15 protein-coding genes and 1 pseudogene are annotated in these 13,032 nt (G+C 54.3%); 12 read left to right on the top strand and 4 right to left on the bottom strand.

Going from position 1 to position 13,032, the window contains the following annotated elements; all coding sequences use genetic code 11:
• The 10 genes from LCH65_RS25470 to LCH65_RS25515 all read left to right on the top strand — a co-directional run.
• A partial coding sequence (locus LCH65_RS25470; protein ID WP_172689517.1) for a replication initiation protein occupies window positions 1-1,314 on the top strand: 1,314 nt, incomplete at its 5' end.
• A gap of 138 nt (window positions 1,315-1,452) precedes the next feature.
• Entirely contained in the window at window positions 1,453-1,878 is a 426-nt protein-coding gene (locus LCH65_RS25475; protein WP_019372564.1) for a S24 family peptidase, read from the top strand.
• Window positions 1,856-3,154 carry a Y-family DNA polymerase gene (locus LCH65_RS25480; RefSeq protein ID WP_079263583.1) on the top strand — a complete coding sequence of 433 codons (1,299 nt, stop codon included), beginning with the start codon at window positions 1,856-1,858 and terminating at the stop codon, window positions 3,152-3,154. Before LCH65_RS25475 ends, LCH65_RS25480 begins: the two co-directional genes overlap by 23 nt.
• A 292-nt stretch (window positions 3,155-3,446) precedes the next feature.
• Window positions 3,447-3,602: a hypothetical protein gene (locus LCH65_RS25485; RefSeq protein WP_015061790.1), complete on the top strand. Its 156-nt coding sequence runs from the start codon at window positions 3,447-3,449 to the stop codon at window positions 3,600-3,602.
• A 93-nt stretch (window positions 3,603-3,695) separates the two neighbouring features.
• On the top strand, window positions 3,696-4,106 hold the full coding sequence (locus LCH65_RS25490; RefSeq protein WP_005782529.1) for a hypothetical protein: 411 nt from the start codon (window positions 3,696-3,698) through the stop codon (window positions 4,104-4,106).
• Between the two features lie 337 nt (window positions 4,107-4,443).
• Complete coding sequence (locus LCH65_RS25495; protein ID WP_003348581.1) at window positions 4,444-4,644, top strand: hypothetical protein; 201 nt, start codon at window positions 4,444-4,446, stop codon at window positions 4,642-4,644.
• Window positions 4,645-4,756: 112 nt separating this feature from the next.
• Complete coding sequence (locus LCH65_RS25500; RefSeq protein ID WP_003348583.1) at window positions 4,757-5,407, top strand: AAA family ATPase; 651 nt, start codon at window positions 4,757-4,759, stop codon at window positions 5,405-5,407.
• A complete protein-coding gene (locus tag LCH65_RS25505) occupies window positions 5,397-5,684 on the top strand; it encodes a hypothetical protein (protein ID WP_003348585.1) in 288 nt (95 codons plus the stop codon). Before LCH65_RS25500 ends, LCH65_RS25505 begins: the two co-directional genes overlap by 11 nt.
• A gap of 211 nt (window positions 5,685-5,895) precedes the next feature.
• Window positions 5,896-6,537 carry an SOS response-associated peptidase gene (locus LCH65_RS25510; RefSeq protein WP_110768561.1) on the top strand — a complete coding sequence of 214 codons (642 nt, stop codon included), beginning with the start codon at window positions 5,896-5,898 and terminating at the stop codon, window positions 6,535-6,537.
• Between the two features lie 187 nt (window positions 6,538-6,724).
• A complete protein-coding gene (locus LCH65_RS25515) occupies window positions 6,725-7,300 on the top strand; it encodes a PBECR2 nuclease fold domain-containing protein (RefSeq protein ID WP_172689519.1) in 576 nt (191 codons plus the stop codon).
• 937 nt (window positions 7,301-8,237) lie between these two features.
• Here the strand turns inward: LCH65_RS25515 and LCH65_RS25520 are convergent.
• The 4 genes and pseudogenes from LCH65_RS25520 to LCH65_RS25535 all read right to left on the bottom strand — a co-directional run bounded on the left by LCH65_RS25520 (window position 8,238) and on the right by LCH65_RS25535 (window position 11,162).
• Window positions 8,238-9,198 (bottom strand): annotated as a pseudogene (locus LCH65_RS25520) (tyrosine-type recombinase/integrase).
• Between the two features lie 40 nt (window positions 9,199-9,238).
• Entirely contained in the window at window positions 9,239-9,850 is a 612-nt protein-coding gene (locus LCH65_RS25525) for a hypothetical protein (protein ID WP_172689516.1), read from the bottom strand.
• An 83-nt stretch (window positions 9,851-9,933) separates the two neighbouring features.
• Complete coding sequence (gene dmeF / locus LCH65_RS25530; RefSeq protein WP_226439927.1) at window positions 9,934-10,866, bottom strand: CDF family Co(II)/Ni(II) efflux transporter DmeF; 933 nt, start codon at window positions 10,864-10,866, stop codon at window positions 9,934-9,936.
• 20 nt (window positions 10,867-10,886) lie between these two features.
• On the bottom strand, window positions 10,887-11,162 hold the full coding sequence (locus LCH65_RS25535) for a metal/formaldehyde-sensitive transcriptional repressor (RefSeq protein ID WP_011267062.1): 276 nt from the start codon (window positions 11,160-11,162) through the stop codon (window positions 10,887-10,889).
• A 202-nt stretch (window positions 11,163-11,364) separates the two neighbouring features.
• Between LCH65_RS25535 and LCH65_RS25540 the strand changes: the two genes are divergently transcribed.
• Window positions 11,365-11,715 carry a metalloregulator ArsR/SmtB family transcription factor gene (locus LCH65_RS25540; RefSeq protein ID WP_017278814.1) on the top strand — a complete coding sequence of 117 codons (351 nt, stop codon included), beginning with the start codon at window positions 11,365-11,367 and terminating at the stop codon, window positions 11,713-11,715.
• Between the two features lie 21 nt (window positions 11,716-11,736).
• A complete protein-coding gene (arsB, locus tag LCH65_RS25545; protein WP_011267060.1) occupies window positions 11,737-13,026 on the top strand; it encodes an arsenical efflux pump membrane protein ArsB in 1,290 nt (429 codons plus the stop codon).
• Window positions 13,027-13,032: the final 6 nt, after the last annotated feature.

A 13,032-nucleotide genomic window follows, 5' to 3' on the forward strand; every position in this document is an offset into this window, starting at 1 on the left:
ATGAGCCACGACAACGCGATCAGTCTTGTCCTCGCGACCTCACCAACGGCCAACGCCGATCCGCTGGCCACCAGCACCCACATGCCACCGACCCGTTTCTTCGAAGACGGCACAGCGCTCAATCGGTTATTGCTGGAAGCGCCGTACATGGCGCGATGCAGTGACGATAAAACCGCGTCCCGCGTTCGTCCTCGTGAATACGCCCTGCGTTATCCCTATATGCAGGTCAATCGCCCCGGCATGGTGTCATGGCTGGTGTTCGACCTGGACCACGCCAACGCCTTGGTCTGGGACGATGCCGGGTTGCCCGCGCCGAACCTGATGGTGCGTAACCGAAAAAGCGGCCATTCCCAGCTGTTCTATGCCGTCCCGTCCGTGTGCACCACCGAGAACGCACGGGCCAAGCCGATTCAGTACATGAAAGCGATCTATGCCGCGTTTGCCGCTCGCCTCGACGCGGACGTGGATTACCACGGTGGCCCTGTGGCCAAAACACCCGGTCACCCCTGGTGGGAGACGACCGAATTCCACAGCCACGTCTATGAACTGGGCGAACTGGCGAGCGCGGTAGAGCTGACCGTCAAGCCATGGGCCACTGGTCCCAAGCTTGACCAGGTCAGCCATTCGCGGCACTGCATCCTGTTCGAGCAGCTGCGTTATTTTGCGTACAGCATCGTCAATCGCGAGCGCGAGCTGGGGTCGTTTGAGTCTTTCATGCGCTCGCTCGATGCGTATGCGTACAACCACAACAGCTTTCTAAAACAGGGTTTTTCGGAAAACCTGCCGCTGTCGTCGATACGCGCCACGGTCAAATCCGTAGGTCGCTGGACTTGGGATCGGTACACCGGTGATCGTCGTTGCCATCGAGGCGCAATGCAGCTCGATGGCAGCTTGTCGCTCACCGAGCGGCAGAGCCTGGCTGCAAAGCGCACCAATGAGCTGCGGCACAAAGCCACGGAATCTAAGATCCGCGCCGCGTGCAGGCAGCTGCAAGACCAGGGCAAAGCGTTGATACGTTCTGCCATTGCGACACTCGCCGGCGTTTCGGTGAGAACGGTGGCCAGCTATACGTACATTCTCACTGAAGTCTCTCAACCATCCACTGTGAGCGTTCTCAGGGTCACCCGTCAGCCTGCTATGGCTGCGTCTAGTGCACTTGGCCAAGTCGATTCAACTACCCCCCAACCCGCTCCGGCTCGGGCTGCAAATCGCCGCGCTCCGGGTGTGCAATCCGGTGTACATCAGATACCTGCGGTCCCGCAGGGGCCGCAAGCCGGAGAGCCCTTAAAAGGAGAGCATGACGATTGTTCATGATGGGGCGTGGTCGAATGAGTTCAGTGCGATCAGAGAACGGCTTATGTGCTGTTGGTCGGCTTAAGTTGACGGGAAACCGCAGCGCGCCGTTAACTGTACGTCCATACAGTTAACTCTGTTCTCAGTCAGGTTCGCGTCATGAACGTCAAAATACTCGGTCGGCTGTGCGAGTCCGGAAAGGTCATCCCGCTCTACACCTTTAAAATCCCTGCCGGTTTTCCTAACCCAGCAGCGGATCACATCGAGCAGGACTTTTCATTCGACCGGCTGATGGACTTGCGTGCGCCTCACATCTACGTGGCCAAGATCTATGGCGACAGCATGGAAGGTGCGAAGATTTTTCATGACAGCCTGGTGGTCGTAGATCGTTCGCGAAAGCCGTCCAGTGGCAGCATCGTGATTGCGGCACTGAACAATGAGCCGGTGTGCAAAATCCTCATCCTGCAGGGCGATCATGTGGTGTTGAAGTCAGCCAACCCCGCTTATCCGCCTCGGCATATCCTGGAAGGTGAAGAGCTGTCGATATGGGGCGTTGTGCGACATGGCGTCACAAGCTTTGAGTAACAAGCTAGCCCCGGTCTTTGGCCTGGTCGATTGCAATTCGTTCTACGCCAGCTGTGAGCGCGTTTTCCGACCTGACTTGGCCAAGGTGCCTATTGTGGTGCTCAGCAATAACGATGGCTGCGTTATTGCCCGCAGCTACGATGCAAAACCTTACGTGAAAATGGGCGCGCCTTATTTTCAGATCAAAGATATTTTGCGCCGGCACGGAATCCAGGTGTTCAGCAGTAATTTTTCGCTCTATGGCGACTTAAGCCAGCGCGTGATGGCCATTATTGAATCCATGGTCCCTGCTGTTGAGGTTTATAGCATCGATGAGGCGTTTGCAGACCTGACCGGCTTGCCTGGCAATCTGACCGAGTTGGGAAGGTCAATTCGATCCAAAGTCTACCGCTGTACCGGCATTCCCGTGGGTGTGGGGATTGCACCGACTAAGACACTGGCCAAGCTGGCCAACCACACGGCAAAGCGTCTTCAGGCGCACACCGGCGGGGTCGTTGACATCTGTGACCCTGTAAAACGCGATTGGGTGCTGCGCAATACTTCTGTCGGAGAGGTCTGGGGCATAGGTCGAAAGATGAAAGCGCACCTGGAGGGCATGCAGATTCGATCGGCCAAGGACTTGGCCATGGCCGATCCTTGGATGCTGCGCAAAACATTCAGTGTTGTGATCGAGAAAACGGCACGCGAGCTGGCGGGCACCGCGTGCCTGGAGCTGGACGAAGTCGAACCACCACGTCAGGAGATCTGCTGCAGCAGAATGTTTGGTAAGCGGTTGACCGAGCTGGGGCCGATCAAAGAGGCGGTGGCCACCTACATGATGCGTGCCTCTGAAAAATTACGCGCCCAGGGATCGGTGTGTAAAAAGATCCGGGTGAGCATTCGCACCGGCATGTTCAATCCTGACGAAGCCAAGTATGCAAACGGCGCTCTGGTCCAGCTGCCCTACCCCACCAACGATGTGAGGGTGATGACCCAGTTCGCGACAGAGGCGGTTTCGCGGATTTTTCGACCAGGCTTCAGGTACAGCAAAGCAGAAGTCTTGCTGATGGATATCTGCCAGCCAGGCGAATTCACCGACGATCTGTTCACCATCAATCAGCCGGCGAGTTCAGATCGACTGATGGCTACTTTGGACATGATCAACGGCAAGTGGGGACGCGGGACGCTGCGTACAGGATCAGTACCAGTCGTTCCGGATTGGCGGATGCGCCGTGAGCTGATGAGCCAGAGCTACACGACGCGACTTGATCAGCTGTGGGTCGTAAAGGCTAAGTGATCAATTCCCAGCGCTCGTGCTGCTTTAAATATTAATTATGAATTAGTAATTAATAATTCTTGTTTTTAGGCCCATATGGGCCTATTATGTCTTTGTTGGTGGCACGCAGAGAGCCACTCGAACCTGAGGGGGCTAGTCGTTGCCACCTACGAGGAACGAGATGAGACTTTCAGATGTAGCGACTATCCGGACGAATTTTCCAGAGGCTCATTTTTGGATAATTCGTCGGGGTTCAGCAGAACGATGCGGCGCACCAGGGCGAGTGTTCAATCCTGAACACATAGGTGTCCTGGTGAACCGAACAGACATCGTTCTACCTGACTACCTTTTCTACGCGTTGATGCATGTGCATCAGCAAGGCTACTGGGAAAGGTTGGCAACAGGGACGCTGAACCTGGTCAACATCCGTGTTTCAGACGTTCAGCGTATCGAACTGTCACCACGGTGAAGAAGGGGCCGGAAGGCCCCAGTCTTTACGTTGCTCAATGTGTTTTATTAATTGGCAATTAATAATTATGATTTATTAAATAATGGGATGACAATGAAGATTGAGCTACCTGGTATCCCTGAACAGCAGAGATTGATTTTCGAGATGGCTACTCGCGAGGCAATAAAGCAGCTCGAAGCAAACCTGCACGCGCCAAGCATTCCTGGTCCGAAGGATCTGGACGAGGCCCTGTTTCCGCGTACTCACCTGTTGCGTAAGCACGAAGGCTGGGAAGCACCTCACGCTGAAATAGTCAGGTCCTATTTCCGGCACTTTCAGGACCATTTCGACGCGTATGCGACGGATAAAAAGCTGGCGGGATTGCTTCGCATCGCATCAGACAGACGAATTAGGAAGTTCAAGGAGGGGAGCCAAGACGTGCCTTACGAGATCTGGCGAAATTTTCTAATCCTCACAGGCCGAGTGCCGCAGGACATCGTGCCGATTCTGGCATTCACGGGCTAATAGAAGGAGAAGGTAGTCAAAGAAGGTGCTGGGGATGGGTGCAACCACCCCCAGCGTGAACACAATAAACCTGGTGGAAAATCATGCTCAACATGAAATGTATCACAGCTCGTCCTTTGCTGTTACGTGACCTTGCAGACCCTAAATATCGCTATTGGATAAAACAGTTTGCCGGTGAGGTTGCAGCTCCCTGCATAGCCGAGTCGCTCATGTCGTTCCTTCGTAAGCATCCCCTTATCACCTGAAAGCTGTTTTTAGCTGCAGCGAATGGCCTCTGCGTGTCCGCTCGGATACGCAGGGTGCTGTGCCGTCCAATCTTGGGCTAAGGGAATGGCATATGACCTCTTATGCGCTTACTGGAGCGGTCATTGATGACGAGGGTGTTACTACGATCATCAACGAATTCACCACCAGTGCAGCACGTGCAGCTGAGTGGATCCGCTTCTACACAGGTAACAGCTTTACCGGCACGTTGATCCTTATAACGACTGACATCGACGGTATCAAAGCCAAGCGACGGGTCGTTCTAGATCGTTGAGAAGGGGAATGGACCGATCTGCGCTGGATCGGTCTTGACTAGAAGCCCCGCAGAGCTGATTATTAATTGTTATTTGCGAATTATTAATTGCTAATTAATTTAGGAGGCCCACATGGGCACAATCGTGATGGTTGGCGGGAACAAAGGCGGCGTAGGCAAAACTACCACTGCGGTAAACGTATCCATTGGGTTGGCAATGGAAGGCTACGATGTCTGTTTAGTAGACGCGGATGCGCAACGCAGCGCCTCGAAATGGTACGCAGAGCGTGAAGCGGCACAACTGGAACCGAAGATCACCCTGATTGAAAAACGCGACAACATCACGGTTACGCTGCGAACACTGAGCGAGAAATTTGATTATGTGATTGTCGACGTCGCTGGTAGAAACTCGCGTGAATTGATCACCGGAGCAGTAGTGGCGGACATCATCATTGCTCCAAACCAATGCAGCCAGCTCGATCTGGACACCCTTGGGGAGCTGCAAGAGCAAGTCTTGCGCTGCCGAGATCTAAACCCAAACCTGCAGGCATATGCCTATCAATCTATGGCTTCCCCAAACCCTGCAGTTCGTGTCACGGAGAGGCGCGAATTCCTGGAATTTCTTTCCGAGTATCCTGAGATCAAGCCTTTGGATTCAGTCGGCTTCTATCGGAAAGCATACAAAGACTCGATTCCTTCGGGAATGTCAGTTTTAGAAGGGAAAAACCGTGAAGCAGCTAACGAGATAAAGAGTCTGTTGAAAGAGGTGTTCCATGGCAATTAAAAAGGCTAGTGAGACTGCAAATAGGAGAGGGCAGGTCAGCGAGGAAGCATCTGAACGCCTGGCCCGAGAGCTTGCTGACAAGCCTTATGACTCAACCCCGTTGGCAAAGGCACCGGATAAGCGGAAGCCCGTTCCCGTATCGATCAGCTTGCCCCCAGGCATACTGGAGAAAATTGAGGACGATGTGCGTGAAAATAAGCGCTCCGGAAAAGCACTCAGGACGGTCAGTGCGATAGTTAAGCATGCGCTGGAAGCGCAAGGTTACACTCTGGATTAATTGGTAATTATTAAATAATAATTACTGGTTTGCTCATTCTCAAATGGGCCGGGCACAGGGTGGCCAGCTTTTTGGCTACGTATAGTACGAAGAGGGTGCCTAAGGCACCTTTTATCGTTTCTGGCATTAGGCTGTAACCAGTCGATTAAATGGAACGGCAGGGCAGGGCGGCGTCTCACATTAGTACATCCACATGCCCCTGCGAGCCACTATGTGTAGCCATTATGAAGCACCGTCACCGCACCAGGTCGCTGAAGTGTTCGGGGTCGCACTGTTCGACCAGGGCAGGCTCGATCTGTGGCCTGGCTACATCGGTCCATTCCTGCGCTGCCCAGATGGCCGGGCAAATGACAACGATTCTCCCGCAACCATGGAAGTGCTGACCGGCTCCTTTGGGTTGATCCCGTCCTGGAGCAAGGACAGCAAGTTTGCCAAACACACCTACAATGCTCGATCAGAGACAGTGGCCGAGAAACCGTCGTTCCGACATGCATGGCGCCAAGCGCAACATTGCATTATCCCAGCGGTGGCCATCTACGAGCCGGACTGGCGATCAGGCAAGGCAATAGCCACGCGTATAGCCCGTGCAGACGGCGAGCTGCTGGGCATTGCTGGGCTGTGGGAGCAGTGGCGCGATCCGTCCACCGACCAGATCCTGCACAGCTACACCATGCTGACCGTGAATGCAGATGATCACGACTTCATGAAGGCGTACCACAAGCCCAAGGATGAAAAGCGCATGGTAGTTATTTTGCCCAAGGGCTCGTATGCGGACTGGTTGACTGCGCGGCCAGAGCAGAGCGCGGCGTTTATGAACCAGTACCCGGCAGATCGGCTGATTGTGGACATGTGATGAGCCTTACCTGGAGCTGGTGACGGACAGGCTGACTTGTCGCGCTGGCTGTCACCGGCAACCCTGAATATCGAGGGAACTCCGCTCGCTGAATTGAACCTCTACCGCCAGGCTCGGCATCACTACTGTCTTTCTCTAGACATGGCACAATGACGACCTAACAACCGCCAAGATTGAGCGACGACGTTTGAGCACGGATACTCTCCTACCCAAAATTTCTGAAGTAAAAGGCCAGCCCACGTGGGTTGATAGCAATCTTCCTGACCTGCGTACCTTGGCGCGTGAGCTGCGTACACATGCTCTTGAGGAAGTCACTGCGGCGTCCAGCCATGAAGACGCCATTGAGGTGACAGCTCTGCATCTGGGGTTCATCGACTCTGCGATTTTGTCCATAACCGTCATTACGCCTATGGGGGATGTGACTATTCTGCGCAGCAGCATCTACCACATCGTCGAAAAACGACTGGATGCCCGGGAGCGCTACGTAAGATTGGCTTTAGACACTCTCACTGGGCCGCTAGAGGTCTGGAAAGTGGCTTTCACGGACGGCACTGACCGCCTGGCTTTCATTGGTGCGTATGAGTCTAAGCGGCAGATGCTCGTAAGCGTTGTGTTCATCGAGGGCCAGATGCTCTGGAATTTTATGCACACGGACGCCAAATCGCTCAACAAGCATCGTCATGGCGAGCTGCTGTACAAGCGCTACACGCTTTTTTCAGAGCAAAGAAAAAGGGCTACTTGTGAAAGTAGCCCTCAAATTTGAAGCTTGATATTCATATACACACCCTCAAGCAGGGGTGTGGAGGTCTCACCCTACGCCGATGTTCAGCCATCGCCGGGGTTCCTACGCCAGTCATTGCCGCTGAAGGCCACTGGTTTCGCGCTCACTTGCAATCATATACAAGGTGACACGTGTGTCAACCAAATTTGATGAATGGCCGTGATTTTCCGGGACTTCCGGTGACCCTTGATGATAGGCATTTCGCTGCACCACCTGCCCTTGATTGGGCCTATGGCAGTACCAGGTAACTGCTAGCCGTTTTTTTGGAGAGTCAAAAACGGGAGCCAAGGCTCCCGTTTCTTCTCTGGTGCGGCTAGTCCTTAGAATTCCTGTATCACGCGATACAAGCGAATGGACCAGTAAGCCGCTTGCAGCGCGCGAATCAGTTCAGACGGCAGAAACCGTTCGAAAACTGCTTTCATAGAGTAAACCTCGTGCGTTAAAGGGCTCGCCCAGATCGAGCGAGGGTGTCGGCGAGTCGGACAGCACATAGCCTTAAAGTTGACGGCGGTGTCATCCCGCAATACCCTTTAACTGCCAAGTAAAAAGAAGTATTGCGTTTCGTCTTGCCCTGCATGTTACCAATCGCTTAGCAACGAAGGAAGAAGTTCGCTAGGCGCTACGTGTGGATGAGTCCAAAACGCCGCGAGGCCCGCAGTTTGCGGGCCTCGTCGTTTCTGAGTAAAAATTTGCAAAAGGTGTATCGTGGGATGATATCAATTAAAAGTATTCGCCACTGTACCCCTCATAATCATTGAGCCTCACCGTTCGTCGGTGACCAAGGTGCTCGTTTTCGCAGTTTTTTAGTAAGTGTTGCTAGGGTATCTGTAGTCAACTAATCGTTGAATGCTTTTTTCCGACGAGCGGTCAATGCTCCGAGCCATCAAGACAGTAACTGAACCTTTCGCTAGCGCTAGTCTCAGTACTTCACTTTGAAAGTCGGTGAATCCTCTGGCCGCTGGCCGCGCCTATCGTATAGCCGCGTGGTACTGATGTTGGCATGGCCCAGCCACATCTGCACCTTGGATATCCGCATCATGCTCCAGCGCATTGGTTGCCGCTGTTGCTCGCAAACCATGCACACCCAATCGCTCGACCTCGATGCCTGCCACGCGTGCCCACTGCGCAACAATGGTGTAAAGACCATTCGCAGTGATACCGGCACCGGTGGTGGTGCCACGCATCGAGCGAAACAGCGGACCTGGCCCACCAGCTCGTTTTACATCCAGTTCCAAGTAAGCATAGATGCGGTCGGCGGCCACTGGATGGAGAGGCAGAAAGCGAATCTTGCTCCCTTTGCCATGTACCCGAAGGTGTTTGATTCCTCGTCGCTCCTGCAGATCGCCGGTCTTCAGTTGCGCCGCTTCCTCCCGACGCAAGCCGTGGTAAAGCAGCACAGCCAAAATGGCCCGGTCGCGCAGACCCTTGAGCGTTTCAGTGTCCGGAGCATCGAGCAGCTGCTTGGCCTGGTGATCACCTAGGGCCGGTGTCTTGCCTTCATTGCTCTCGACGCGAGGCCGTTTGACGCCATGCACGGGATTGCCACCGGCGACTGCGTTGTTCTCCAGGAGATGATCGAACAAGCTGGCCAGCGCCGCCAGTTTGCGCCGGATCGTGGCACCGGCCAGGCCTCGCAGCTCCAACTCTGCGCGCCAGGCTAAAACGTGAGAGCGGGTCACAGCGCGGAATTCCTCGGCGCCGGCCAGACCGACAAAGCTGCAGAAGTCCTGCAGGTCATTTAGGTACGCACGACGCGTGCGCGGGTTGTCGATATTGGCAAACCATTCCGCTGCAGCAGGTACCGAAGTTAACTGCTGGAATTCGACAGCACTCAGCCGGCGTTCGCCGGCAACGTGCAGATGAGTCAAGTGGCTGTTCATTTGATTAGGCATATCGTCCTCTTGGGCTATGCCGAGGCAGTTACTTCACCCGGTCGTACAGCCGGTCTGGATCCACCGTCACGGGACCTATTTCTTGGAGTAGTAGGAACCACTTTTTGCCTTTGATCCCAGACGCATTTGAAGCGAAGACTTCTGTGGTCATTGCTAATTTGTTTTCGATGGCCAGCTGATCTTTAGCATGCAAGGCAGACGCGGGAACTCGATTGACCCATGTGATACCTGCGTTGGTGTGGTGCATTTCAATGTCAACTGGTCTTCCGCATGCAGAGCCTAAGCAAACCCAGAACCGATCAAAATCTTGAAGTCTGATCAATCCAGATGTGCCGCAATTCGAGCAGCGATAGTTTTTGGTATCGGTGTAAGGGTGAAATCCATTACTCATACTATCAGTCCTTTTAGTGGTGATAACGTATTTCTTACGTTGGTAAGCAGCGACAGATGCTTGATACGTTGTAGTTAGCGGAGTCAGCAATGCCAGACGGGCCGCTGGCTTTAAAGGAACGCTTGGAGTCGGCTCATGGGATATCCAGTCGAAGCCGACAATTCCAACCTTGGCGGCTTCGCATGCTTCTGTGAGACTTGCAATCAAACGGAGCTCAATGCGAGCGTGATCACGTTTGCTTGAAGTCATGGTGGCTCCAGAATCAATAGCGTGAGTAGGCAAGGCGTGCGCTCGCGCCCGTTGAAGGGGGCCTTGCCGATTATCATCAAGCTCTACGTAGCAGGCGATGCTGCTCGAAACTCAATCGTGAGGTGGCTAACTTCGTGAACAGGCTTCAACCGATCACGGATGCTATCCGCATTTGTTGTAGAGGCCCCAAGAACACTGACAATTGCAGCATGGGCTTCCGGACCAACACGCCACACGTGCAGGTCGGTAATTTTGGCATCGCCAGCTTGCTCAACCAGCTCGCGAATTTCATCTGCAACATGATCGTCGGTTTGATCCAGCAGAACTCCCGCAGTAGCGCCCATCAGGCTCCAGGCCCACCGTGCGATCACAATTGCACCCACGATACCCATGGCTGGATCAAGCCAGACCCATCCGAGGTAGCGGCCAGCAAGCAGGGCAGCGATGGCAAGAACAGACGTCAGGGCATCGGCAATCACATGAATGTACGCTGACCTAAGGTTGTTATCCCCTCCATGAGGACTATGGTCATGGTCGTGATGACCGTGGCCGTGGTCATGCCTGTGGCCGTGGCCGAGCAGCAGAGCGCTTACGATGTTGACTCCCAGGCCTACGATGGCAATCAGCGTTGCCGTTCCGAACTGGACGTTAGTAGGCTGGAACAGCCGAATGATGGACTCAACGCCAATTCCCAAAGATACTAATCCCAGGATAAGCGCTGATGCAAAGCCGCCCAGATCTCCCACTTTGCCGGTGCCAAAACTGAAGCGAGTACTGGATGCATGACGCTTGGCGTACGCATAAGCCGCCGCTGCGATCCCCAGCGCACCCGCATGGGTAGCCATATGAAATCCATCGGCTAACAGAGCCATAGACCCTGTGAGGTACCCAGCAGTAATCTCCCCTACCATCATCACAACGGTAAGTATTACCACCCAAAGGGTACGTTTTGCATTCTCATCATGTGCCGAGCCGAGATATACGTGCTCGTGCGTAAAGCTGGTGTTGCTGTTCATGAAGTTCGAGCCTGCGTTCATCACTTGGAATAACGTCGAATGGCTTCGAGAAGCTCTTCGACGCCCTTGGACCGCTCTTCATCGCTCAGCGCCGGATTAGCCACATGCTCCCGGGCGTGATCTTCGATGATTTCGTCCATCAGGCCATTGATAGCCCCGCGCGTGGCGGCCACAAGGTGGAGCGTCTTGGCACAGTCGTGATCTGACTCAAGAGCCCGTTCTACAGCCTGGATCTGGCCTGCAATGCGCTTTACGCGTTTAAGCAGATCGTCTTTGTTTGATGCTACGTGAGTCATAGTATACCCCCCTTACCTATACCTATGATTTCATACCCTTCCCCCCTATGCAATTCGGGCTGAATAAATCCTAATTGCGTGTCGTACGCAGCAGGCTTATGACACAACTGATTGGTCCATACGTATCAAGCGTACTCAGACCTTTCGCAGAATGAGTTACATCTGTATATTCGGATATACGAATATTAAAATTGAACGTCCCATGCACCTTTCCCCGGTAACCCTTTTCAAATGTTTAGGCGACGAGACACGAACCCGCATCATGCTCATGCTGGCTGCGCAGGGTGAGCTATGCGTGTGCGAACTTATCTGGGCACTTGACGACAACCAACCCAAGGTTTCTCGTCACCTGGCCCAGTTGCGTACCTGCGGGCTGCTGGAGGATCGCCGGCAAGGACAATGGATCTACTACCGCCTTCACCCCCAATTGCCGGTCTGGGTCCTAGACGTGCTCCAGGTAACCCTCAAAGCCAATCATGCCTGGGTTGATCAAGACTCCAATCGGCTCGAATCCATGCAGGACCGTCCTGTTCGCCAAGCTGCTTGCTGCTGACCTTCTGACGAGAGTTTCGTGATGCTTACTGCGGCTGCAATTTTTGTATTCACATTGGTACTGGTGATCTGGCAGCCCAAGGGCTTGGGCGTCGGATGGAGCGCAGCGGCAGGAGCCATTCTTGCTCTGCTAACTGGCGTTGTCAGCCTGAGTGACGTACCTACCGTATGGCACATTGTATGGAACGCCACCGCTACCTTTATTGCCGTCATTATCATTAGCCTGTTGCTCGATGAAGCCGGCTTTTTCGAATGGGCTGCGCTTCATGTGGCGCGCTGGGGAAAGGGAAGTGGAGGACGATTATTTGCGCTGATGATCCTCTTAGGTGCTGCCGTTTCGGCTCTATTTGCCAATGACGGCGCAGCGTTGATCCTAACGCCTATCGTAATTGCCATGCTGAACGCTTTGCGCTTTAGCCCTGCCTCTACTTTAGCGTTCGTCATGGCTGCAGGTTTCATCGCAGACACTGCGAGCTTGCCCCTGGTGGTCTCCAACCTGGTCAACATCGTCTCTGCTGACTTCTTCAACGTAGGCTTCGGGGAGTACGCCTCGATCATGTGGCCGGTGAACCTGATCAGCGTGGCAGCCACGTTGTTGATGCTTTGGCTGTTCTACAAAAAAGACATTCCCGCACGGTACGTGCCTGAGCAGCTGGACGTGCCCAGGCGCGCCATTCGCGACCGTGCGACCTTTATTGCGGGCTGGTGGGTACTGGTGCTACTGCTTGTGGGCTTGTTCGCCTTAGAGCCGCTGGGTATCCCCATCAGCGCTGTGGCAGCGGCGTGCGCGCTTATCCTCCTGATCGTCGCTGGCAGGGGCCGCGTCATCTCGACCCGAAACGTGATCAAGCATGCCCCGTGGCAGGTCGTGGTCTTCTCCTTGGGAATGTACCTGGTCGTGTATGGGTTGCGTAACGCCGGCCTGACAGATGCCTTTACCGCGTTACTCAATGCGCTGGCTGAGCAAGGCCTGTGGGCAGCTACCCTGGGTACTGGCCTAGCCGCCGCCCTGCTGTCCTCGGTCATGAACAACATGCCTAGTGTTTTGATCGGAGCCCTTTCTATTCAGGCTAGCAATGCCTCGGGCATCGTGCACCAGGGCATGGTGTACGCCAATGTCATCGGCTGTAATCTGGGCCCAAAAATCACCCCTATTGGTAGCCTGGCTACCCTGCTGTGGCTGCATGTCCTTGCGCAGAAAGACATCCGCATTACCTGGGGTTATTACTTCAAGGTCGGCAGCCTCCTGACCCTTCCCATCCTGCTCGTCACCTTGGCCGCATTGGCCCTGCGGCTGAGTCTTCACGCTTAGGATCAA

The organism is Pseudomonas sp. MWU16-30316 (genome assembly GCF_020515645.1).
In the GTDB taxonomy this organism is placed as follows: Bacteria; Pseudomonadota; Gammaproteobacteria; order Pseudomonadales; family Pseudomonadaceae; genus Aquipseudomonas; species Aquipseudomonas cerasi.